Genomic DNA, 22,224 nt, shown 5'->3' on the forward strand with positions numbered 1-22,224 from the left:
CTCTTTGGTGTTTTTAGTCTTTGCATTAGCGTGCGGTAGAGACAATAATCGCACCTATTTAGATAGGTTAATGAATGTAAGCAATGTTTGTAGTTCAGCAACGATCTGCAAAATGAGTGAGTTATTATAAGGTGTTCGTGATTTTATGAAATTTAGTCCTTTGGTCGATGAGTTAATTCAGTCTTTGCGTGGTTTACCTGGTGTCGGTCCAAAATCTGCACAGCGCATGGCGTTCCAATTGCTTGAACGAGAGCGAAAAGTGGGATTAAAATTGGCCGATTCATTACAAAAAGCCATGTCTGAAGTGGGTCATTGTCAAAGTTGTCGTACGTTTACTGAACAAGAGCTTTGCCCGATCTGCAGTAGTCATCGACGAGTTAATGCCGGTATTATTTGTGTTGTTGAAACCCCAGCAGATGTGCTCGCCATTGAGGCTGGTGGACATTTTAATGGTCGGTATTTTGTGCTGCTAGGGCATTTATCGCCACTTGATGGTGTAGGACCTGAAGAGTTAGGGCTTGCACTATTAGAGCGCCATTTAGCATCTGATGAGGTCAGCGAGCTTATTTTGGCCACAAATCCAACCGTTGAAGGCGACGCCACTGCACACTTTATTGCTGACATGGCAAGACGTCATAAGGTGGTTATTAGCCGTATAGCACATGGCGTACCGGTTGGCGGAGAGCTTGAATACGTTGATAGCACCACATTGGCGCTATCATTTAACGGACGAATTCCCCTTTAACCTCCCATCATCATGAGCACGACCTGCCAATATGGTATTGGCAGGCCAGTGTATATTGTCGATATAGATACACTATTTTTAAGAATTTTCGGGCTTAATTGATCGTTTGTATCGAAAAACGTACTCTTGTTGGTGATTTATTCGACATTAAAATGATTCTCCCCTTGAAAACAATTTAAAGCCCCCCATTTCTTGGTTAACGAAGTTTTTTATACGGGTCGATAGTATTCAATCCGTGTTGTATTAACGTAACACCAAGGGAAATTATTCATGTCTCAACAAGAAACTCATGGTTTTCAAACCGAAGTAAAACAACTATTGCATTTGATGATCCACTCTTTATATTCAAATAAAGAGATTTTCTTACGTGAATTAGTCTCAAATGCGGCCGACGCTGCTGATAAATTGCGTTACCTTGCGCTAACCGATGACGCGTTATATGAAGGTGATGGTGAGCTTAGAGTACGTGTTAGTGCCGATAAAGAAAAAGGCACAGTAACAATTTCTGATAATGGTATCGGGATGACCCGTGATGGTGTTATTGAACACTTAGGCACGATTGCCAAGTCAGGCACTAAAGAGTTTTTTAATAACTTATCTGGCGAAGCTTCAAAAGACTCGCAACTTATTGGCCAGTTTGGTGTGGGTTTCTACTCAGCTTTTATCGTGGCTAAAAAAGTAGTTGTACGCACGCGAGCTGCCGGCCATGCTGTCAATGAAGCGGTATTGTGGGAGTCAGAAGGTGAAGGCTCATTTAATGTTGAGACCATTACTAAAAACACTCGTGGTACTGAAATTACACTGCATCTTCGTGATGAAGAAACAGAGTTTGCCGATGAATGGCGTCTACGTTCAATTATTTCAAAATATTCAGATCATATCTCCATTCCAGTAGAGATGTTTGAACCCGGCCAACCCGAATCAGAAGGTGAAGACGGCGAAAAGATTGCCGCGACTGAAGGTACTTGGAAGCCAATGAACAAGGCGACAGCGCTTTGGACACGCAATAAATCTGATATTACTGATGAAGAATACCAAGAGTTTTATAAGCACATTTCTCACGATTATACCGACGCATTAAAGTGGTCGCATAACCGCGTAGAAGGCAAGCAAGAATACACGAGCTTGTTGTATATTCCAGCTAAAGCGCCTTGGGATTTATTTAACCGTGAACATAAACACGGCTTAAAACTGTTTGTGCAGCGTGTGTTTGTTATGGACGATGCAGAGCAATTTATGCCGACATATTTGCGTTTTGTTAAAGGCTTAATTGACTCTAAAGATTTACCATTAAACGTATCGCGTGAAATTTTACAAGATAACCAAATTACCAAAAACCTACGTCAAGCGCTTACTAAGCGCGTGTTAGGTATGCTAGAGAAACTGGCTGAAAATGATGCTGAAAAGTATCAATCATTTTGGGCTGAATTTGGCCAAGTGTTAAAAGAAGGCCCAGCGGAAGACTTTGCCAATAAAGAACGCATTGCAGGTTTATTGCGCTTTGCCTCAACAAACGACAATTCAGCGGCAACCACTGTGTCGCTTGACGCCTACATTGAGCGCATGAAAGAAGGCCAAGATAAGATTTACTATATCGTGGCAGACAGCCATGACGCTGCCGTAAATAGCCCTCACTTAGAATTACTTCGTAAAAAAGGCATTGAGGTTCTCTTAATGTCGGAGCGTATCGACGAGTGGCTAATTAATCACTTAACTGAATTTAAAGGCAAAAAACTTCACTCTGTCACAAAAGGTGATCTTGAATTAGGTTCACTTGAAGATGAAGCAGATAAAGAAGCGCAAGAAAAAGTGGCTGAAGAAGCTAAACCTTTAGTTGAGCGTATTAAATCGGCATTAGGTAACAAGGTGTCGGATGTTAAAGTAACCAGCCGTTTAACTGATACGCCTGCCTGTGTGGTTACTGGTGAGGGGGAAATGTCGACTCAAATGATCAAGTTGATGCAAGCTGCAGGTCAACCTGTACCTGAATCAAAACCGACATTTGAAATTAACCCGACTCACCCATTAGTTGAGCGTTTAAATAACGAAGCAGACGAGCAACTATTTGCAGATTGGTCTAACTTGTTGTTACAGCAAGCCTTGCTTTCAGAGAAGGGCAGCTTAACGGATCCTTCGGCATTTATTAAGCTCACCAACCAAATGTTAATGGCCAGCTTTAAATAAGCTAACCTAATATAAGTAAAAGCGGACAGTCAGTCCGCTTTTGTTTTTGCAAGATAGCGGGGGCACTATGGACTATCTGATTAATTTAACCAAAGAAAACATTCAGCAAGTTGTCGATAGCTCAATGCAAAAAATGGTGGTGTTGGCATTTTGGGCACAGCAACAACCACAAAGCGTGCAAATGCTGCAAACACTAGAGCAATTGGCTCAAGCTCAAGCGGGTCGATTTATTTTGGCAAAAGTCGATTGTGAAACCGAAATTGAAATTGCCAATTATTTTCAAATTCAAAATTTACCCACCACATTAGTGCTAGATAAAGGCCGTCCTATTGACGGTTTTGCCGGGCTGCAAACCAAAGAGCAAGTCGAGACGTTACTTAACAAACATTTACCGCCGATGTGGATGCAAGAGTTTGAGGCAATTAAACAATTGTTAGCAGAGGGCGCATTAACTGACGATGAGTTAGTGCAATTATCTGTGCAGCTCAAAACGGTCTACACCGACTCACAGCAGTCTGCAGAGGTTGCGTTAGTCATGGTTGACGTGGCTTTACAACAAGGTTTATTAGCCGATGCCAAAAGCCTGCTTTTAACTATTGGCCTTGCGGATCAAGACAGCTACTATCACAATTTGATGGCAAAATTGGCACTCGCAGAAGATGCAGCCGATACTCCTGAGATCCGTCAATTACAACAAAGTCTTGCTGAGCAACCCGATAATCTGGATGTGGCAGTGTCGTTAGCTAAAGCGCTCAATATCTCGCATCGTAATGAAGAAGCGCTCGAGTTATTGTTTGCTATTTTGCAAAAAGACTTAGGCGCATTAGATGGCAAGGTTAAACAAGTCTTTATGGAAATACTAACGGCTATAGGGCAGGGCAACACGTTAGCCAATCAATATCGCCGTAAATTGTATACCTTGCTGTATTAAACAAACTGACGCCTTTTTGTTACAAACCTTATTAGATATAGGTCTAATCTCATAACAAAAGCGCTATTAAAAGTGCGGCATATGTGCGAAAATCGCCGCCCTAAAAAGAACATAAACTTAAAGAGGACTTTTGAGATGCGCATTATTTTATTGGGTGCCCCAGGTGCCGGTAAAGGTACCCAAGCTCAGTTCATTATGGAACAGTATGGTATCCCACAAATCTCAACCGGTGACATGTTGCGTGCAGCCGTTAAAGCGGGTACTCCATTGGGCTTAGAAGCCAAGAAAGTAATGGATGCAGGTCAATTAGTGTCTGACGACCTTATTATTGGTTTAGTGAAAGAGCGTATTGCGCAAGATGATTGTGTAAAAGGTTTCCTACTTGACGGTTTCCCTCGCACAATTCCTCAAGCTGATGCAATGGCTGACAATGGTATTGAAATTGATCACGTGATCGAAATTGATGTACCAGATGAAGAAATCGTTAAGCGCATGAGCGGTCGCCGTGTGCATCCTGGCTCAGGTCGTGTTTATCATGTTGTGTTTAATCCTCCTAAAGTGGAAGGTAAAGATGATGTGACTGGCGAAGAGTTAGCAATTCGTCCAGACGACGAAGAAACCACAGTGCGTAAACGTTTAGGCATTTACCACGAGCAAACTAAGCCATTAGTTGATTACTATGGCAAAGTGGCTGAGCAGGGACGTACTCAATACAATAAATTTGATGGTACTCAATCTGTTGCTAAAGTCAGTGAGCAATTAGCAAGCGTATTAAAATAATCGCGGTCTAATACTGAATAAAAACCTGCTTCGGCAGGTTTTTTTATCGTATTTTTTTGAGTATCTAATCCTTTATACAGAAAAACAAAAATAACTATGATAAAATCTGCCGCCATTTTCGCAGAGGGTGACTTTTCAACGTTGAATGTCGCCAAAGGCAATTAATTTCACACTTAATTTCACACTGGCAAGGATGCTAAGCTATGAGAGCCCAATATGAAGTTTCCTGGTCAACGTAAGTCAAAGCACTATTTTCCTGTAAACAGTCGTGATCCATTATTGGCTCAACTTACTCAGCAGCCGCAACCATTTTCGACCTACATTTGTGGAATCGATCAAACGCTTGTTGATATCGAAGCAAAGGTAGAAGACGAATTACTCGAACGTTATGGTTTGCCTAAAGGTAATTCAACACTCATTAACGATGAACAAGCTCATAACCTTTATCATGAATTGAAATCAAATGAGATGATTAGTGATGAGTTTGCTGGTGGTACTATTGGCAATACGGTTCATAACTATTCCATTTTAGCTGACGATCGCTCAGTATTATTTGGTGTAATGAGCCAAAACATTATGGTTGGTAGCTACGCGTACCGCTATTTATGTAACACTTCATCGAAAGTCGATTTAAACTACTTACAACCTGTAGATGGCCCAATTGGACGCTGTTTTACGCTGATCTCAGACTGCGGTGAGCGCACTTTTGCTATCAGCAAGGGCGCTATGGATAAGTTAACGCCAGAGTTTATTAACAAAGAAGTGGTTCAAGGAAGTTCAGCTTTAGTGTTAACAGCATATTTAATGCGTGCTAGTGAAGGTGATGGTATTACCGATGCCGCCATGACGGCGATTGAATACGCTAAACAAGCCGATGTGCCTGTCGTGTTAACATTGGGGACGCGTTTTTTAATTCAAGAAGATCCCACCTGGTGGCAAAACTTTATTCGCGATCATGTGACCATTTTGGCCATGAATGAAGATGAAGGCGAAGCCTTAACAGGCTTTAAAGATCCTTTGTTGGCCAGTGAAGCCGCGCTCGAGTGGTGTGATATGGTATTGACGACGGCAGGCCCAATCGGTCTTTATACCGCAGGTTATGCAGAAGACAGCGCTAAGCGAGAAACCAGCCATTTATTATTACCAGGGGCGATTCCTGAGTTTAATCGTTATGAGTTTTCGCGTCCTATGTTAAAAGCTGATTGCGAAACGCCGATTAAAGTGTACGCGCATATTTCGCCTTATATGGGTGGACCAGAGCTTATTCGTAATACTAATGGGGCTGGAGATGGTGCATTATCAGCATTGCTTCATGATTTATCTGCTAACACGTTCCATAAAGCAAATGTGCCTGGTTCGAGCAAGCATAAGCGCGATGGTTTATGTTACTCTTCATTTTCGCAAGTGTGTAAATACGCTAACCGTGTCGCTTATGAAGTATTAGCTCAACACAGCCCTCGTTTATCTCGTGGTTTGCCAGAGCGTGAAGACAGTTTAGAAGAATCATACTGGGAGCGTTAATTTCGCTTGAGTTAAAAAAACGATAATGACGATTCATTATCGTTTTTTTTTGCTAGGAGTTTATTAAAATAGTCTTTGCTCAGGTACAATTAACGCGTATCACAATATTCATAAGCTTTTAAAATCAGCCATCAGGAGCGTCACGTGAAAGGACAAATCTTAAGAGAGATGCATGTACTTAAGGCTATTGAGCCTGAGTTTGAAATTCAGCGCCGAGTTGCATTTATCAAAGCTAAATTAAAAGAAGCACATACCCACAGTTTGGTGTTAGGGATTAGTGGTGGTGTCGATTCTTCATTAGCAGGTCGTTTATGTCAGTTAGCGGTTGATAGCTTGAACCAGGAACAGAGCGACATTGTGTATCAGTTTATTGCTGTGCGTCTGCCATATCAAATTCAAAAAGATGAAGATGAAGCGCAATTAGCCTGTCAATTTATTCAACCGTCTAAACAAGTGACAGTGAACATTGCAGAAGGCGTGCTTGGTGTACATCATGCTACTTTGGCAGGTTTAAAAGAAGCCAATATTGCATTACCAGATGAAAACAAAGTCGATTTTGTTAAAGGTAACGTTAAAGCCAGAATGCGCATGGTGGCTCAGTATAATATTGCAGGTATGGTTAACGGCTTAGTGGTTGGCACCGATCATAGCGCTGAAAATATCACCGGCTTTTACACTAAATTTGGCGATGGCGCTTGTGATTTGGCGCCTTTGTTTGGCCTAAATAAACGTCAAGTGCGTAAGTTAGCAGCCTTTTTAGGCGCACCAGAATTACTGGTAAAAAAAGCACCAACGGCAGATTTAGAAGACAACCAACCCCAACTAGAAGATGAAGTTGCCCTCGGGTTGACCTATGATCAAATCGATGATTTTTTAGAAGGTAAAGAAGTGCCTAAGTCTGTTGAAGACAAGTTAATCGGAATTTATAAACGCACTCAACATAAGCGTCAGCCAATACCGACTATTTACGATTAATCGTGGGATATACCGGCATTGGCAATAATCTGTCTCGTTGTTTCAATCAGCGCATTAGAATATTGTCGGTAATCTAAGTAAGGCGTCAGTAAACAAGTTTGCTGGCGCCTTATTTTGTTAGTTTGAGCAACAGCATGTCCTGCTTGAGTATCTATTCCTAAACGTTGTTGGGTTTCTTTACCGCACACGATATGCCATTGCTGTGTACAAAGATGCAATGGGGCTGTGTTGGGCTCCACAATCTGTATTTGGCAGCTAAGTCGCCTACCTAGGGATGGCTGAGTTAAGAGAGTATTGGCTTGTGTGCTATCACAAAACAGGTTTGCCCTTATGGCTTTCCAGGCGGCGCCGTTATTCAGTGTAATGTCGGGCTCTACGCTGCAAATTTTGGCCATAATAGTGAAGATTTTACGCCAGTGATTACCATTTAAGGCCATTAATTGTGCCACAGCATCGGGATGTGTAGCCTGCCAATTCGTTGGCGTTATAGGTGGTGTGGGCAGGTAAAAAATAACGTCTGCCGTTTGTGGTCCTAACATCATAATGTGTTGCCTGTTTCTCACGCAGTTATCAGGTTTAATGGACTCGTTTAATGGTAAAATTATGCCATAGGATTGGGTATAGAGTTAGATTATTTAAGGAAGGCTATGCGCACCATTGTGATTGGCTCAACAAAACATCTGTTATTTGCCGCTCTTTATGGGGCGGTTGGTATTGCTGTTGCCATTATTTTTACTGCGGTGTGGTTTCTTAACAATCGTCCTGATTTATCTTTATGGCATACCACTCACTTAACCCATGAATATCATCAACAATCTGGTTTAACTAGCTTTAAACAATACCTGAGTTTAGAAGATAAATTATTTGCAGAAGTCGATCGTAAAATTTATCGAAAGTATCAACCAAAAGTGGCCTCTGCGCTCAATCGCTATGAACGCCATAGCTTGTCTGATCCGGCCTTATGGCAACAAAACTGGAATCGTTCATTTGAGTGGGAAAACCCTCAAGCTGAGTTTGGGATCTTGCTACTGCATGGTATGTCAGATTCGCCATATGTAATGAAGCACATCGCGGAGCATTATCAGTATCAAGCTCACATAGTTGGATTAAGATTGCCCGGCCATGGCACTGTGCCTTCAGGGCTTACTGACATTACTTGGCCAGATTTGGCGGGTGCAGTTTCGTTGGCAACAACGCATTTGGCAGCAGAACTGCCTGGTAAACCCATCTATGTTATTGGTTTTTCAACTGGTGCAGCATTAGCATTAAACCATGAACTTGAAAATATCAGTCTTAATAAGCCGACAAGTTTTGCGGGAATGGTATTTTTATCCCCTGTTATAGGGTTGGCACCTATTGCTGCCGGTGCATATTGGCAAGCCAAATTGGGGCGTTTATTAGGCCAGGATAAACTGTATTGGAACAGCATTCAAACTGAATACGATCCATTTAGATATCAATCGTTTGCAGTTAATGCAGGTGATGTAGTGTACCGGTTAACATTACGCAATCAAACATTACTAACAGGGCTTGACGACAAACAATTTAACGCCATCCCAGCCATATTAACGTTTCAATCTGTGGTGGATGATACTGTGTCGTCGATTTCTGTCGTTGACAAGCTGTATCAATACTTGCCTGAAAGGCGCGGGCATGAATTGGTGCTGTTTGATGTCAATCGAAATCATAACCATAATCAATTATTGATGCAGGATCCGCTCATTCCGTTTGCCCCTTTTTGGGTGACATCTCCCTTACCATACCGGTTAAGTTTGCTGGAGAATAACTCTCATGCCAATAATCAGGTGCAGGTGAGAGAACTGACACATGTATCAAAGGGTGCTGAGATCCTTGAACTTGATTTAACCTGGCCAAATGAGGTTTATTCTTTATCACATGTTGCGCTAACTTTTCCGATTGAAGATAGCTTATATGGCCCCTTAGTGACTGATGAGTCGGATAAAATACAAATAGGTAGAGGGATCTATCAAGGAGAAAGAGGGATATTAAGTGTGAGTGCAGCAGACATGTTACGCCAAAAATGGAATCCATTTTATCCATACATGATGGGGCGAATGGACGAGTTTACTCAACAACGCCCATTATTCTAGGCCGTTTACTCTGTCATTATATTAATCACTGTTTTATTGCGGCCGTCTTGTTTAGCTTGATAAAGATTATCATCTGCCACTTTAATCCATTTGTCTAAGTCTATGGAGTAATCCGCATTCGCGGTAATGGCGCCGATACTGACAGTAACGTTAAATGACCGTTTATCCTCAGGGGATACCATGCTAAGTTGTGCTAACGCTTCTCTAAAACTGTTTAGATGATGCTCAATATGTAATGCATTGGTCAGGGGGAGCATTAATAAAAACTCTTCGCCGCCGTATCGAGAGACGATATCGATGTCGCGTTTAAAGTATTTTTGCAGTAATTGGGCGAATATACGTAAACATTCATCGCCAGCTAAATGACCATAGTTGTCATTAATGTCTTTAAAAAAATCCAAGTCTAATACTGCTACGGTAATCGCTTGATCGCTGCGTAAGCAAAAATCCAACAGCTCATTAAATTTTCGTTCAGCATAGCGTCGGTTATACAGGCCAGTTAGCGGATCTCTGTCAACGAGTTCTTTTAGCTTTTTATTTGCCGTTTCTAATTCTTCAGTTCGTCTTGCTACTGTTTCTTCTAACTCTACTTGATGGTCTATTAATTGTTGCTTACTTGCCAGCAAACGTTGATACAGGCTAAACACTTCTTTTGGTGAGTTTTCATCAATACTTGGCAGTTTATGTTGCCCCGATGCTGATGGGCTAAATTGACTTGCAACAGCTTCTAACGGCACGGTGAGCAGTGCGCTGAGTTTTTTTGATATATAAAATGTACACATCAGCGCTATCAGTAACATTAAAAAGCTATTAAACATTTGCTCTTCTGCGAGCTTAAGCAGGGGAGAAAACTCTTTTAAAATATACACAGTCCAGCCATTGTCTAATGACTGATGTGCATAAATATATTCAGGCACAATTGATTCAGGTCGCTCAATGTTGATCAGTTCAAGATTGGTGCGATATACGCCGTTATTGACAACAAATTTAAACTGCGACAATGAGCTTAAGCCCAATTTTTCTGAGGCATATATGATTTGGTTTTGTTCATCGACCATGACAACAGATTCATCAATGGCATATTCATTATTTTGATCAACGTGTGCAAAGTGATTTAAATCAAGTGAACCCTCTACTATCCCGGCAGTTGTCGTGTGATGTTCATCGGTATAAAAAGGGGCGCTCATGGCGATAATTGCGTCATTGCCAAAGCCTCTACCTTGAAAGACTGATGATACAAATAAACGATGATTGTAAAATGATTCGATAAAGTAATCGCGATCATTAATATTAATATTGCGTGTTTGATTGTTAGAAAGCAGTCGAGATACTGGGCTTGCAGCAATAATCTGAGCTTGAGGGTTAGCTATCAGCATACTGATAAACCCGGGATAGCTTTCATGTAAATTAGACAACATGGGTTGCCATTCCAATGGGTCGTCAGCCACGATAGTCAATTGGTTTGCGGCGTTGGCTATGACCGTCTTGTGGCCGTTGATGTAGTTTTGAGCAGATGTTGCTAAGTGTGAGACCGCATCATTAATGTTTTGTTTTAACATTGCTTGTTGGCGTTCTAAAAAATAATAATTAAAAATCAACGCTGAAAACAACAGGGTAAGCGTTACCATTAAGGTAAAAAAGTACGTTAATTGTGAACTTAACATTCTGCGTTGGCGATCTTTAACTTTGTCTTTAAAAAACCATAATTTAGGTATTGCCAAAATTAATAGTGACGCCAAACTGGTATAAACTAGCCCATTGACGGCTTGTTTTGATGTAATAAACCCAAGGTGTGATGACGGGATGTCCATGATGAATGTGACATACAAGTACACTAGAGGAATGCCTATGACTAACCAATAGATCGCATCTGCATATAAAGCATAAATATCGCGACGTCTGGCGTAACCTAAAAAGAGTGCTTCGAGGCCAAAAAATAAGTAAACATGCGGACTGTCCCAATTAATCATTAAGCCAGTAGAAGCCAGCATTGCGGTTAAAAACGCATACCATGGCCCCATTAATACCGCTGCAATGACAGTGACTGTATTACCTAATACAAACTGCACATTGGCAAAAAACTGAATGGGATAACAGTTTATTAGCAAACCAGCTATGCCTAGAATGATTGAAAACAACAAGTGTTGTTTGTTAATGCTGGGAAGCTTCAAAAAATATCCTTATTGATTTTATTAATAAAACCATTGTTCGACTTAACATTTATCTCAAGAAAATCATCACAATTCAATGTAAACCCTAGATTAAATTGAAGGGTTTAACCTAAAAAGCATTAAATAATGATGTTCTGCAATCAACATTTTGTTCGACCTTGGTCTAATCCAGTTTAATAGTTCTGTTATGGAAACGCTATATTAAATGAGTTAAGTGGCTGAATTTTTTTAACTTTAACTCATTGTTTAGCACCTGCTAAAAATGAATACGACTAAGGTCTTGATTGTGGTGTGGTTCTGAGTTGCTAGATTAACTAAGACTTTACAAAAACTAGCACAGGGGAGTCGCAATGAGTTTTGAAAATAACGAAAAGGCAGCGGGATACTGGCGTGAAAATTTACGTTTAGTGCTTAGCTTGCTTGCAATTTGGGCTGCAGTGTCATTTGGCTGCGGTATTTTATTAGTTGATGTATTAAACGAATTCAGCTTTATGGGTTTTAAGCTGGGGTTTTGGTTTGCGCAGCAGGGTGCAATGTATGTATTCGTAGCGCTGATTTTTGTTTATGTGGCGAAAGCTAATGCATTAGACAAAAAATACAACGTTCAGGAAGACTAAGGGGCACTACGATGGATGTTCAAACACTCACTTATTTAATTGTCGGCGCCACGTTTGCGTTGTACATCGGGATCGCCATTTGGTCTCGAGCGGGTTCGACGAAAGAGTTTTATGTTGCAGGTGGTGGTGTTCACCCTGTGATGAACGGCATGGCAACAGCGGCAGACTGGATGTCTGCGGCATCGTTTATTTCACTGGCAGGTATTGTGTCGTTTGTGGGATATGACGGTTCTGTTTACTTAATGGGCTGGACCGGCGGTTATGTATTACTGGCTTTATGTATGGCGCCTTATCTACGTAAGTTTGGTAAGTTTACCGTGCCAGATTTTATCGGTGACCGCTATTACTCGCAAACGGCCCGTACCGTAGCGGTAATTTGCGCCATCTTTATCTGTTTTACCTACATCGCAGGCCAAATGCGCGGTGTGGGTGTGGTGTTCTCCCGTTTCTTAGAAGTCGAAGTTGAAACGGGTGTATACATAGGGATGGCCGTGGTGTTCTTTTATGCGGTATTAGGTGGCATGAAAGGCATTACCTACACTCAGGTTGCGCAATATTGTGTGTTAATTTTTGCCTTTATGGTGCCAGCAATCTTTATTTCGGTAATGATGACAGGTCATATTTTCCCACAAATTGGTTTTGGTGCAGAGTTAATTGATGCCGCGGGTAATGGCACTGGCGTGTATTTACTCGATAAACTTGACGGGTTATCAGCCGAGCTTGGGTTTTCTCAATATACTGAAGGTTCTAAAGACATGATTGATGTGTTCTTTATTACCGGTGCGTTGATGTTTGGTACCGCAGGCCTACCACACGTAATCGTGCGTTTCTTTACTGTTCCTAAAGTGAAAGATGCACGTGTATCTGCGGGTTGGGCGCTAGTGTTTATTGCAATTATGTATACCACTGTGCCTGCTTTATCAGCATTCTCTAGAGTGAATATGATTGAGACCATTAATGGTCCTGATTCAACTGGTGTGCCTTATGAAACGGCGCCTTCTTGGATTAAAAACTGGGAAAAAACTGGCTTAATTACGTGGGAAGATAAAAACAACGATGGCAACATTTTTTACACCAGTGGTGATAAAAATGAAATGAACATCGACCGCGATATTATCGTACTGGCTACACCAGAGATTGCTGATTTACCTGCGTGGGTTATTGCATTGGTGGCTGCTGGTGGTTTAGCAGCGGCATTATCAACCTCAGCGGGTTTGCTATTGGTTATCTCAACGTCAGTATCTCATGACCTACTTAAGAAAAACTTTATGCCCGATATTTCTGACCAAAAAGAACTCATGTATGCCCGCATCGCTGCTGCATTAGGAGTTGTAATGGCCGGTTACTTTGGTATTAATCCACCAGGCTTTGTGGCTGCGGTAGTTGCAATTGCGTTTGGTTTGGCTGCAGCATCATTGTTCCCTGCAATTATCATGGGTATTTTCTCTAGAACCATGAATAGAGAAGGCGCGATTGCCGGTATGGTGATTGGTTTACTTTCTACTGCGGCTTACATCGCTTACTTTAAGTTTATCAATCCTGCAGCTAATACATCTGACAATTGGTTCTTAGGTATTTCACCTGAAGGTTTTGGCATGGTGGGGATGTTTATTAACTTTGGTGTGGCATTTGCGGTAAGCAAAGTGACGACAAAAATCCCTGATGAGATTGTTGAAATGGTTGAGTCTATCCGTTTCCCTAAAGGAGCCGGTGGCGCTCAAGATCACTAATCATCGATGTTGATTTTACCTTAATTTAAAGAGCGCTTCGGCGCTCTTTTTGTTGGGCTTAAGTCCTATAGCAGCCATATCTAAGCCTTTGCTATAGTGTTTATATGATGTATTCAATATGGAGATAATATGGATGCAAGTGAACTACAACCCGTTGAACAGTTTTTAGCTGCGCACCCCCCATTTGATTCATTACCCGCTCAGGTGATTAGTTATTGCGCTAAAAACATCATTGTAGGCTATTACAGTAAAGCGTCGGCTTTTGTTACATTTGATAAAGACAACCCTAAATTATATATCGTTCGCAGTGGGGCTTTTGAAGTAAGAGATCCTGAAGGGGTATTAGTTGATCGGGTGGCTGAAGGTGAATGCTTTGGTTTTTCCACTTTGTTGTCGGGTGAGAAAGTTGTTAATAAGGTGGCCATTTTAGAAGACGGCTTAGTTTATCATTTACCCCAAGTCATTTTTGAACAGTTGCGTGCAGAGCAGCGTAGTTTCGATCAGTTTTTTACTCGAGCTTTTGCAAAGCGCTTACGTAATGAAGGGAGATTTAAAGCAAAAGATCTCACTACGACCAGTAGAATCACATCAATCATGTGCGCCAATCCTATCATTGTGCAAGCGCAGGCCAGTGTAATCGATGCCGCTAAAATAATGCGAGAGCATCGAGTGTCGTCAGTGTTGGTGATTGATAATCATAAATTGGTGGGAATTTTAACCGATAGGGATTTACGCAACCGAGTGATTGCTGAAGGGCTAGATACAAGTACTCTTGTGAGTCAGGCTATGACGATTAATCCCATCGTGACACATGCAAATGCATTGGTATTTGAAACCATGTTAACCATGAGTGAGCATAACATTCATCACTTGCCCGTAGTAGAAGGTAGTCAGGCCATTGGCATGATAACGAGTACCGATATTCTTCGTGCTCAGCGGTCACAACCATTGTTATTGATAGGTGAAATTGGTCGGCAAGCCAACATCGACAGTTTAATCCAGGTCAGTAAACAAATTCCATTATTGCTACAAAACTTAATCAGTGCCGATGCCAGAGCGGAAGAAATAGGCCGAGTGCTTACTTCTGTTACTGATGCATTAACACGTCGTTTAATCGAATTAAACCAACAGATATTAGGCAAAGCTCCTATGGCTTTTTGCTGGTTAGCATTTGGATCGCAAGGGCGGCAAGATCAAGTGGCATGTTCTGATCAAGATAATGGATTGTTACTTGCTCATGAACCAGACGAGTTTGCAGCATCTTATTTTGATGCATTAACAAAAGCGGTGTGTAAGGGGCTTGACCAATGCGGTTATGTATATTGCCCTGGTGATATTATGGCGCAAAATCCTAAATGGCGTTTGCCGCTTAATCAATGGAAAGCATTATTTAAGCATTGGGTGCTGACACCCGAACCTAAAGCATTAATGCATGCAAGCATCTTTTTCGACATGCGGCCAGTATTTGGTCCTATGAGTTTATTTAACGAATTACAAGATGAAGTGCTTGCATCGACTAAAGATAACGACATATTTCTGGCTGGAATGGCAGGGAATTCGTTAACAGAATCACCGCCGTTGGGATTTTTCAGGAAATTTGTGCTTGAAAGAGATGGCAGTGAAGTTAAAGGCATGGATTTAAAACATAAGGGCAGTGCTCTGATTAATGATATCGCCAGGGTTTACGCATTAAGCGCGGGTATCAAAGAGGTGAATACGGCCAAAAGGATAAGAGCTTTAATGGATGCCAATATCATTAACCGTAAAGATGCACTCAATCTTGCCGATGCGCATGAGTTTATCGCTCATATGCGCTTGGCTAATCAAGGTTATCAGGCAACCCATAATTTACCTGTGAATAATTTTTTAAAGCCACAGCATTTATCATCATTATTGCGACATCAACTGCGCGATGCATTTAAGGTGGTGCACGACGCACAAGCGGGTATCAAGCTGAAGTTTTTGAGGAGCTTTTAGTGGCTAACCTGTGGTGGATAAAAGCGTTACTGTGGCGAAGTAAAACAAAATCATTACCTTTGACCTTAAAAAATTACTTAGCGGCGATCACACCCGTAATAAATCAGCGTTTTATTGATGCACCTTTAATGGCGATAGATCTTGAAATGACAGGATTAGATCCACTTAACGATCAAGTGATCAGTATTGGTATCGTGCCTATTGTACAAGGCGTTATTCCTTTAGATAAAGCGCAGCATGTAATGATTGCGATTAGTGGCAGTGTTGGTCAAAGTGCCACGGTGCATGGCATTGTTGATAATCAATTACATAAAGCACTGTCAATTGAACAAGCCATGCAATGGTTTTTAGCACAAACGCAAGGTCACATTTTAGTCGCCCACCATGCGCCGCTAGATATTCAGTTTATTCAGCAACAATTGCAGCGTTGTTTTGGACAATCAATACCTTTGGTGTTTATTGATACCCTGGCGATAGAAAAAAAACGCTGTTTAAGACAACAAGATGTACTAAGGCAAGGAACGTTACGGTTAGGGGCGAGTAGAGAGCGTTATCACTTACCAGTCTATTCAGCGCATAATGCCTTAGTTGATGCCTTATCTTGTGGCGAATTGTTATTGGCGCAAGTGGCAGCGATGGGGAATATTAACAACTTGAAGCTGAAAGATTTGATAGAAATAGCGTAAAAAGCCAGTCATAACGACTGGCTTTTTGTTTTTGGCAACAAACTAACCCAAATTATGTTTCGCTGCTGTCTACTTTACTAAAAAAATAATCGACTGCGGGTTTGATTAACTCAAGTGCCGTTTTATCGCAGGGAGGTAATGTTGCATCAGAGGTATTGATTGGGGTGGTACGTTCGCCCCATTGTAATAACATTGCTGCTGAGGTTAACCCTGCGCCAAACGCACATGATAAAATGGTTTGTCCTGGCACAATTCTACCTTGTGATAACGCATCACAAATCGCGATAGGAATGGTTGCGGCAGAGGTGTTGCCATAGTCTGCGATATTGACAAAGGCCTTTTCTTTGGGAATTTTCATTCGGCTGACAAGAGTATCAATAATCCGCTCATTGGCTTGATGCGGAATAACAAAATCAACTTCATCAATACTGGTATTGCATTTTTCGAGGACTTTAGCGCTTAAGTTACCCATGCCATGAATCGCACGTTTAAACACTTCTTGACCGTTGATGTGGATATAAAAATCCAGCGAGTCTGTATCAAATCGGTCCATTTGGGTGCCAAAGTTAGACTGTAAAATATGACGACCTTCAGGATCATTATTTAACTCATAACCTAATATGCCGCCTGGTTTATCGCTTGCTTCAAGCACAATCGCTCCAGCGCCGTCACCAAACAGTACCGCTGTTTCACGACGAGACCAATCAAGGTAAAACGACAAACGTTCAGCCCCAATGATAAGAATCTTTTTGTTTTGGCCGCTTTTAATCATTGAGCTGGCCAAGCCTACACCGTACAAAAAGCCGCTACATGCTGCATTGATATCAAATGCGCCACAAGTGGCCCCGATATTAGCCTGTACTGTAGAGGCTATATTCGGGATCAAGGTATCGGGGCTTGCTGTGGCTAAAATAATTAAGTCAAGCTCGCTGCCGTCAATGCCAGCAGCAGCTAGCGCATGTTTGGCCGCCACTGAAGCCATTTCAGAGGTATTGACATGGCTTATGTTACGCTTACTAATACCAGTACGTGTTTTAATCCATTCATCGGATGTTTCCATGAATGTGGCTAAATCGTCATTGGTCAGCGTGGCGGTAGGAACTGATTTTCCCCAACCGGTAATGTGTGCGTACTGCATAGCAATTCTCTCAATGTGGTAACAATTAATTATTTAATTAGCGCCCAAGAATGGTTGATGGCGCTATAGGCTTAAACAAGAATAATCATTGTTTTATGACTTAATTTTTTGTTCTACTAATTTGGTTATCGAAGCGGCAGCACTCAATATATGCTCATGTAACAATGCTGTTGCTTTTTCGACATCGCCGGCTTTACACAGTTCAAGTAAAATCCGGTGTTCGCGCTCAGCGGTGGGTATTCCGCCAGTAAATAGCAATTGCAAACGAATATAACGATCACAATTGGTGTTCAAACCATGAATGACCTCGAGCGTATGGGGTCTATTAGCCGCTTCGTATAAACGGGTATGGAAGCGAGTATTGAGTTCACTCCAGCTGGCTACAGACTCTTTAAGCTTAAATGCCAACTCAAGTTGAACTAACACAGCTTCTGCTTCTTTAATGTCATTGTCGGTCAAGTTTGGAATTGCTTTAGCCAATAAGTCAGACTCGATCATGGCTCGAAGTTCAAATAATTCGGTTACTTGCTCAACAGATAATTTTGTAGCAGTGGCACCTTTATGTGGCTCAAAATTTACTAACCCCTCAGCTTCTAATTGAACTAAGGCTTCACGAACCGGAATTCGACTCACATTTAACTGCTCTGCAATAGCCGACTGTCTAAGTGGTTCGCCTCCCTCGATATCACCAGAAAGGATCTGTTCTCTGAGTGCTTCCACAACAAGTTGCGTGCGGGTTTTATGAATAATAGGAGGTATATTGCTCATGTATTTTGTTTTCATCACTAATTTCTTCGAGCAAGGGTAACGCTTAGACGCTGCTTTATAAAGTGAAACATATATATAAATGCAGATAAATATCATAAAAATGGATTAAATAACCTGAACTCAGGATAACAACTAGCTTTATAGAGGCAATTTTTACTAACAATTAGGTTAATTTTGTTTGCAATAGGGCAGCTATTGACGAACTAATTTGCCTTGTTTTAAGCAAAAACATCTCTCTAGAATACATAGATTAGATATATGTTATTTAATTTCATATATTTAGCTAAACTCTTATCCAGAGTCCAGGTTAAATAGTTAAATGGGTAAAATTGATTAGTTTGACTGGCACCAAATTGATGTCGGTGGGATAATTAAATCAACAATTAGCTTGTGGGGTATATAGGTTGAAAAAGGCTGTATTTTTAGACCGTGATGGTGTGATTAATAAAGACACTGGCTACGTACATAATGTAGATGACTTTGAATATATCGAAGGCGTCTTTGAAGCATGTTTAGCATTAAAGAAAATGGGTTATCTACTGGTCGTTGTCACAAATCAGTCAGGTATTGCTCGTGGGATGTACAGCGAAGATGATTTTCATCACTTGACCGAGTGGATGGATTGGAACTTTGCAGATAAAGGTGTAGAACTTGATGGTATTTATTATTGCCCACATCATCTTGAAAAAGGGATAGGTGAATACAAACAAGATTGTGATTGCCGCAAACCTAAACCTGGCATGCTGACTTCAGCAGCTCAGTTTCTCAAAATTGATTTAAGCCAATCTGTGATGGTCGGCGATAAAGCCGATGATATTCGTGCTGCACATGCCGCAGGAATAAAAACGGCAATATTGGTTCGTTCAGGCAAAGAGGTCGACGAGGCCGGTGTTTCGCTTGCCACGACAGTGCTAGATAGCATTGCAGATGTACCACAATTTTTGAGTAAGTGATCATCGGTAAGTCACCCAAGCAAAGCATGCGCTTTACAAGCACTTTGTTTTAATGAGTTAACATTGTATTAACCTGGTTTGAACCTCATTTAATGTCGAATTATATAAATTGGACACTTTATATAGAAGTAAATGGCTAATACGGGCTATTAGAGTGATATTTAAGGCAGTTTAAAAAGGTATCAACAGGCCGATTTTGTTCATAAAGTCAGCATAAATAGTTTAAAACAGGGCTTTGAGTTTAAAAACTGTCCAGTTAAGCGTTAAACTTAAGAAAAAAACGCAAAAGGCCTTGCACATTAAAATGAGTTCCCTATAATGCGCACCACTGACACGGAACACGGCGTATAACGCAGCGTTACCAAGTCCGCTCTTTAACAATTTATCAAGTAATCTGTGTGGACATTCACAGGTATTGAGTTATTCGAAATTGTCTTCTTGTTCTTCGGAATGTAGGCAATCAAAAAATTTAACTCAATGATGAGAATGTTCATAGAAATATGACACTGCAGAAATGCAGTGAGTAATTCGTCAGCTCTTATGAGCGAAGCGAATTATGACAGTAGAATTCATTGAGTCGAGACTTTGTCTCAAAAAAACTTTAATTGAAGAGTTTGATCATGGCTCAGATTGAACGCTGGCGGCAGGCCTAACACATGCAAGTCGAGCGGCAGCACAAGGGAGCTTGCTCCTGAGGTGGCGAGCGGCGGACGGGTGAGTAATGCCTAGGGATCTGCCCAGTCGAGGGGGATAACAGTTGGAAACGACTGCTAATACCGCATACGCCCTACGGGGGAAAGGAGGGGACCTTCGGGCCTTTCGCGATTGGATGAACCTAGGTGGGATTAGCTAGTTGGTGAGGTAATGGCTCACCAAGGCGACGATCCCTAGCTGTTCTGAGAGGATGATCAGCCACACTGGGACTGAGACACGGCCCAGACTCCTACGGGAGGCAGCAGTGGGGAATATTGCACAATGGGGGAAACCCTGATGCAGCCATGCCGCGTGTGTGAAGAAGGCCTTCGGGTTGTAAAGCACTTTCAGTAAGGAGGAAAGGTTAACGATTAATACTCGTTAGCTGTGACGTTACTTACAGAAGAAGGACCGGCTAACTCCGTGCCAGCAGCCGCGGTAATACGGAGGGTCCGAGCGTTAATCGGAATTACTGGGCGTAAAGCGTGCGCAGGCGGTTTGTTAAGCCAGATGTGAAATCCCCGGGCTCAACCTGGGAATTGCATTTGGAACTGGCGAACTAGAGTCTTGTAGAGGGGGGTAGAATTCCAGGTGTAGCGGTGAAATGCGTAGAGATCTGGAGGAATACCGGTGGCGAAGGCGGCCCCCTGGACAAAGACTGACGCTCATGCACGAAAGCGTGGGGAGCAAACAGGATTAGATACCCTGGTAGTCCACGCCGTAAACGATGTCTACTCGGAGTTTGGTGTCTTGAACACTGGGCTCTCAAGCTAACGCATTAAGTAGACCGCCTGGGGAGTACGGCCGCAAGGTTAAAACTCAAATGAATTGACGGGGGCCCGCACAAGCGGTGGAGCATGTGGTTTAATTCGATGCAACGCGAAGAACCTTACCTACTCTTGACATCTAGAGAAGATTGCAGAGATGCGATTGTGCCTTCGGGAACTCTAAGACAGGTGCTGCATGGCTGTCGTCAGCTCGTGTTGTGAAATGTTGGGTTAAGTCCCGCAACGAGCGCAACCCCTATCCTTATTTGCCAGCACGTAATGGTGGGAACTCTAGGGAGACTGCCGGTGATAAACCGGAGGAAGGTGGGGACGACGTCAAGTCATCATGGCCCTTACGAGTAGGGCTACACACGTGCTACAATGGCGAGTACAGAGGGTTGCAAAGCCGCGAGGTGGAGCTAATCTCACAAAGCTCGTCGTAGTCCGGATTGGAGTCTGCAACTCGACTCCATGAAGTCGGAATCGCTAGTAATCGTAGATCAGAATGCTACGGTGAATACGTTCCCGGGCCTTGTACACACCGCCCGTCACACCATGGGAGTGGGCTGCAAAAGAAGTGGGTAGTTTAACCTTCGGGAGAACGCTCACCACTTTGTGGTTCATGACTGGGGTGAAGTCGTAACAAGGTAGCCCTAGGGGAACCTGGGGCTGGATCACCTCCTTACCTATACGACTAGCTCAATACCTAAAGTGCAGAGATGCATGTGAGTGTTCACACAGATTACTTGATAGAAAGAAAGAGAAAGATATCGAAAGGTATTTTTGAGGATTTTGATTGTTAATCAAGGCGCTTGAGGAGTGAGGAAGGATGTGTAGTACACTACATGACGACCGAACGACGAAAGCAACGCTGAGTAACAGTTAAAAGACCAAAAAGAATGGGTCTGTAGCTCAGCTGGTTAGAGCGCACCCCTGATAAGGGTGAGGTCGGTGGTTCAAGTCCACTCTGACCCACCAAATCTTCATTTTATCTGCGTTAAATAAATACTCGTTTAGTAAACTAAACGTCGCATTGAATTAACTTGTTAAAATTCGATTTGGCTTCGCCAATCTTCTGATTGGATACTGGATATTAATCTCAACTGCATGTAAATGGGGCTATAGCTCAGCTGGGAGAGCGCCTGCCTTGCACGCAGGAGGTCTGCGGTTCGATCCCGCATAGCTCCACCATTTACACTTATCATGATGATAAGCATATGCACTGGTAAAGAGATGCCAAAGATAAACGAAATTTTATCTTTGGCTTTTTTAAGCCCGCTCTTTAACAATTTGGAAAGCTGATAGTAGTTAATTGCATGAGTCTGTCATGTGATTAATTGCAAATCGTTTGATGCATGACTTTGTATAAGGTGGTGTATTAAACATTGAGTTCTCAAAACACTGTTTAAGTGTCTTGAATATTCTAAAACTAAGGCGATTTCGTGTGCGAAAGTGCATGAATTATCAAAGTAAAAAC

General features: G+C 42.0%; 16 protein-coding genes, 2 tRNA genes and 1 rRNA gene. 15 read left to right on the forward strand and 4 right to left on the reverse strand.

What is annotated here, in order from left to right; all coding sequences use genetic code 11:
• The first annotated feature begins 145 nt into the window (after positions 1-145).
• The 6 genes from recR to nadE all read left to right on the forward strand — a co-directional run bounded on the left by recR (position 146) and on the right by nadE (position 7,136).
• Entirely contained in the window at positions 146-745 is a 600-nt protein-coding gene (gene recR, locus K8B83_RS10925) for a recombination mediator RecR (RefSeq protein ID WP_188737612.1), read from the forward strand.
• Positions 746-1,015: 270 nt separating this feature from the next.
• On the forward strand, positions 1,016-2,929 hold the full coding sequence (gene htpG, locus K8B83_RS10930) for a molecular chaperone HtpG (RefSeq protein ID WP_188737614.1): 1,914 nt from the start codon (positions 1,016-1,018) through the stop codon (positions 2,927-2,929).
• Positions 2,930-2,996: 67 nt separating this feature from the next.
• Entirely contained in the window at positions 2,997-3,860 is an 864-nt protein-coding gene (locus K8B83_RS10935) for a co-chaperone YbbN (RefSeq protein WP_188737616.1), read from the forward strand.
• 135 nt (positions 3,861-3,995) lie between these two features.
• Positions 3,996-4,640 carry an adenylate kinase gene (gene adk, locus K8B83_RS10940; RefSeq protein WP_188737618.1) on the forward strand — a complete coding sequence of 215 codons (645 nt, stop codon included), beginning with the start codon at positions 3,996-3,998 and terminating at the stop codon, positions 4,638-4,640.
• Positions 4,641-4,856: 216 nt separating this feature from the next.
• Positions 4,857-6,161, forward strand: a complete 1,305-nt coding sequence (locus tag K8B83_RS10945; RefSeq protein ID WP_188737620.1) for an inosine/guanosine kinase — start codon at positions 4,857-4,859, stop codon at positions 6,159-6,161.
• 144 nt (positions 6,162-6,305) lie between these two features.
• A complete protein-coding gene (gene nadE / locus K8B83_RS10950) occupies positions 6,306-7,136 on the forward strand; it encodes an ammonia-dependent NAD(+) synthetase (protein WP_188737622.1) in 831 nt (276 codons plus the stop codon).
• Here nadE and K8B83_RS10955 read toward each other — a convergent pair.
• Positions 7,133-7,678 (reverse strand): DUF6942 family protein, encoded by a 546-nt coding sequence (locus K8B83_RS10955; protein ID WP_188737624.1) that lies wholly within the window; start codon positions 7,676-7,678, stop codon positions 7,133-7,135. The two genes, nadE and K8B83_RS10955, sit on opposite strands and share 4 nt — an antisense overlap.
• A gap of 105 nt (positions 7,679-7,783) precedes the next feature.
• On the opposite strand from K8B83_RS10955, the gene K8B83_RS10960 reads away from it, so the two are divergent.
• Positions 7,784-9,247, forward strand: coding sequence for an alpha/beta hydrolase (locus tag K8B83_RS10960; protein WP_223417169.1), 1,464 nt, complete (start codon positions 7,784-7,786; stop codon positions 9,245-9,247).
• Between the two features lie 5 nt (positions 9,248-9,252).
• Here K8B83_RS10960 and K8B83_RS10965 read toward each other — a convergent pair whose 3' ends face one another.
• On the reverse strand, positions 9,253-11,418 hold the full coding sequence (locus K8B83_RS10965) for a diguanylate cyclase (protein WP_223417170.1): 2,166 nt from the start codon (positions 11,416-11,418) through the stop codon (positions 9,253-9,255).
• A gap of 350 nt (positions 11,419-11,768) precedes the next feature.
• Between K8B83_RS10965 and K8B83_RS10970 the strand changes: the two genes are divergently transcribed.
• The 4 genes from K8B83_RS10970 (at position 11,769) to K8B83_RS10985 (ending at position 16,428) form a co-directional block, all read left to right on the forward strand.
• Entirely contained in the window at positions 11,769-12,035 is a 267-nt protein-coding gene (locus K8B83_RS10970) for a DUF4212 domain-containing protein (protein ID WP_188737629.1), read from the forward strand.
• 11 nt (positions 12,036-12,046) lie between these two features.
• Complete coding sequence (locus K8B83_RS10975; protein WP_223417171.1) at positions 12,047-13,765, forward strand: sodium:solute symporter family protein; 1,719 nt, start codon at positions 12,047-12,049, stop codon at positions 13,763-13,765.
• A 129-nt stretch (positions 13,766-13,894) separates the two neighbouring features.
• A complete protein-coding gene (locus K8B83_RS10980) occupies positions 13,895-15,742 on the forward strand; it encodes a DUF294 nucleotidyltransferase-like domain-containing protein (RefSeq protein ID WP_223417172.1) in 1,848 nt (615 codons plus the stop codon).
• Positions 15,743-15,750: 8 nt separating this feature from the next.
• Positions 15,751-16,428 carry a 3'-5' exonuclease gene (locus K8B83_RS10985; protein WP_283104481.1) on the forward strand — a complete coding sequence of 226 codons (678 nt, stop codon included), beginning with the start codon at positions 15,751-15,753 and terminating at the stop codon, positions 16,426-16,428.
• Between the two features lie 52 nt (positions 16,429-16,480).
• Here the strand turns inward: K8B83_RS10985 and K8B83_RS10990 are convergent, their stop codons facing one another.
• Positions 16,481-17,566 carry a ketoacyl-ACP synthase III gene (locus K8B83_RS10990; protein ID WP_188737636.1) on the reverse strand — a complete coding sequence of 362 codons (1,086 nt, stop codon included), beginning with the start codon at positions 17,564-17,566 and terminating at the stop codon, positions 16,481-16,483.
• A gap of 93 nt (positions 17,567-17,659) precedes the next feature.
• Positions 17,660-18,334: a GntR family transcriptional regulator gene (locus K8B83_RS10995; protein WP_188737667.1), complete on the reverse strand. Its 675-nt coding sequence runs from the start codon at positions 18,332-18,334 to the stop codon at positions 17,660-17,662.
• Positions 18,335-18,738: 404 nt separating this feature from the next.
• Here K8B83_RS10995 and gmhB point away from each other — a divergent pair, with 404 nt between their 5' ends.
• From gmhB to K8B83_RS11015, 4 genes are all read left to right on the forward strand, one after another.
• Positions 18,739-19,287: a D-glycero-beta-D-manno-heptose 1,7-bisphosphate 7-phosphatase gene (gene gmhB, locus K8B83_RS11000; protein ID WP_223417174.1), complete on the forward strand. Its 549-nt coding sequence runs from the start codon at positions 18,739-18,741 to the stop codon at positions 19,285-19,287.
• Positions 19,288-19,889: 602 nt separating this feature from the next.
• Positions 19,890-21,432, forward strand: a 16S ribosomal RNA gene (locus K8B83_RS11005).
• Between the two features lie 216 nt (positions 21,433-21,648).
• Positions 21,649-21,725 (forward strand) — tRNA-Ile (locus K8B83_RS11010).
• Positions 21,726-21,862: 137 nt separating this feature from the next.
• Positions 21,863-21,938: transfer RNA gene (locus K8B83_RS11015), tRNA-Ala, on the forward strand.
• The last annotated feature ends 286 nt before the right edge of the window (positions 21,939-22,224 follow it).

It is taken from the genome of Shewanella inventionis (assembly GCF_019931735.1).
Taxonomy (GTDB): Bacteria; Pseudomonadota; Gammaproteobacteria; order Enterobacterales; family Shewanellaceae; genus Shewanella; species Shewanella inventionis.

Bases quoted from the DNA above. Each gene is read 5' to 3' on its own strand.
- recR (WP_188737612.1), top strand. From the start codon at position 146: ATGAAATTTAGTCCTTTGGTCGATGAGTTAATTCAGTCTTTGCGTGGT.
- htpG (WP_188737614.1), top strand. From the start codon at position 1,016: ATGTCTCAACAAGAAACTCATGGTTTTCAAACCGAAGTAAAACAACTA.
- K8B83_RS10935 (WP_188737616.1), top strand. From the start codon at position 2,997: ATGGACTATCTGATTAATTTAACCAAAGAAAACATTCAGCAAGTTGTC.
- adk (WP_188737618.1), top strand. From the start codon at position 3,996: ATGCGCATTATTTTATTGGGTGCCCCAGGTGCCGGTAAAGGTACCCAA.
- K8B83_RS10945 (WP_188737620.1), top strand. From the start codon at position 4,857: ATGAAGTTTCCTGGTCAACGTAAGTCAAAGCACTATTTTCCTGTAAAC.
- K8B83_RS10955 (WP_188737624.1), bottom strand. From the start codon at position 7,678: ATGATGTTAGGACCACAAACGGCAGACGTTATTTTTTACCTGCCCACA.
- K8B83_RS10960 (WP_223417169.1), top strand. From the start codon at position 7,784: ATGCGCACCATTGTGATTGGCTCAACAAAACATCTGTTATTTGCCGCT.
- K8B83_RS10970 (WP_188737629.1), top strand. From the start codon at position 11,769: ATGAGTTTTGAAAATAACGAAAAGGCAGCGGGATACTGGCGTGAAAAT.
- K8B83_RS10975 (WP_223417171.1), top strand. From the start codon at position 12,047: ATGGATGTTCAAACACTCACTTATTTAATTGTCGGCGCCACGTTTGCG.
- K8B83_RS10980 (WP_223417172.1), top strand. From the start codon at position 13,895: ATGGATGCAAGTGAACTACAACCCGTTGAACAGTTTTTAGCTGCGCAC.
- K8B83_RS10990 (WP_188737636.1), bottom strand. From the start codon at position 17,566: ATGCAGTACGCACACATTACCGGTTGGGGAAAATCAGTTCCTACCGCC.
- K8B83_RS10995 (WP_188737667.1), bottom strand. From the start codon at position 18,334: ATGAGCAATATACCTCCTATTATTCATAAAACCCGCACGCAACTTGTT.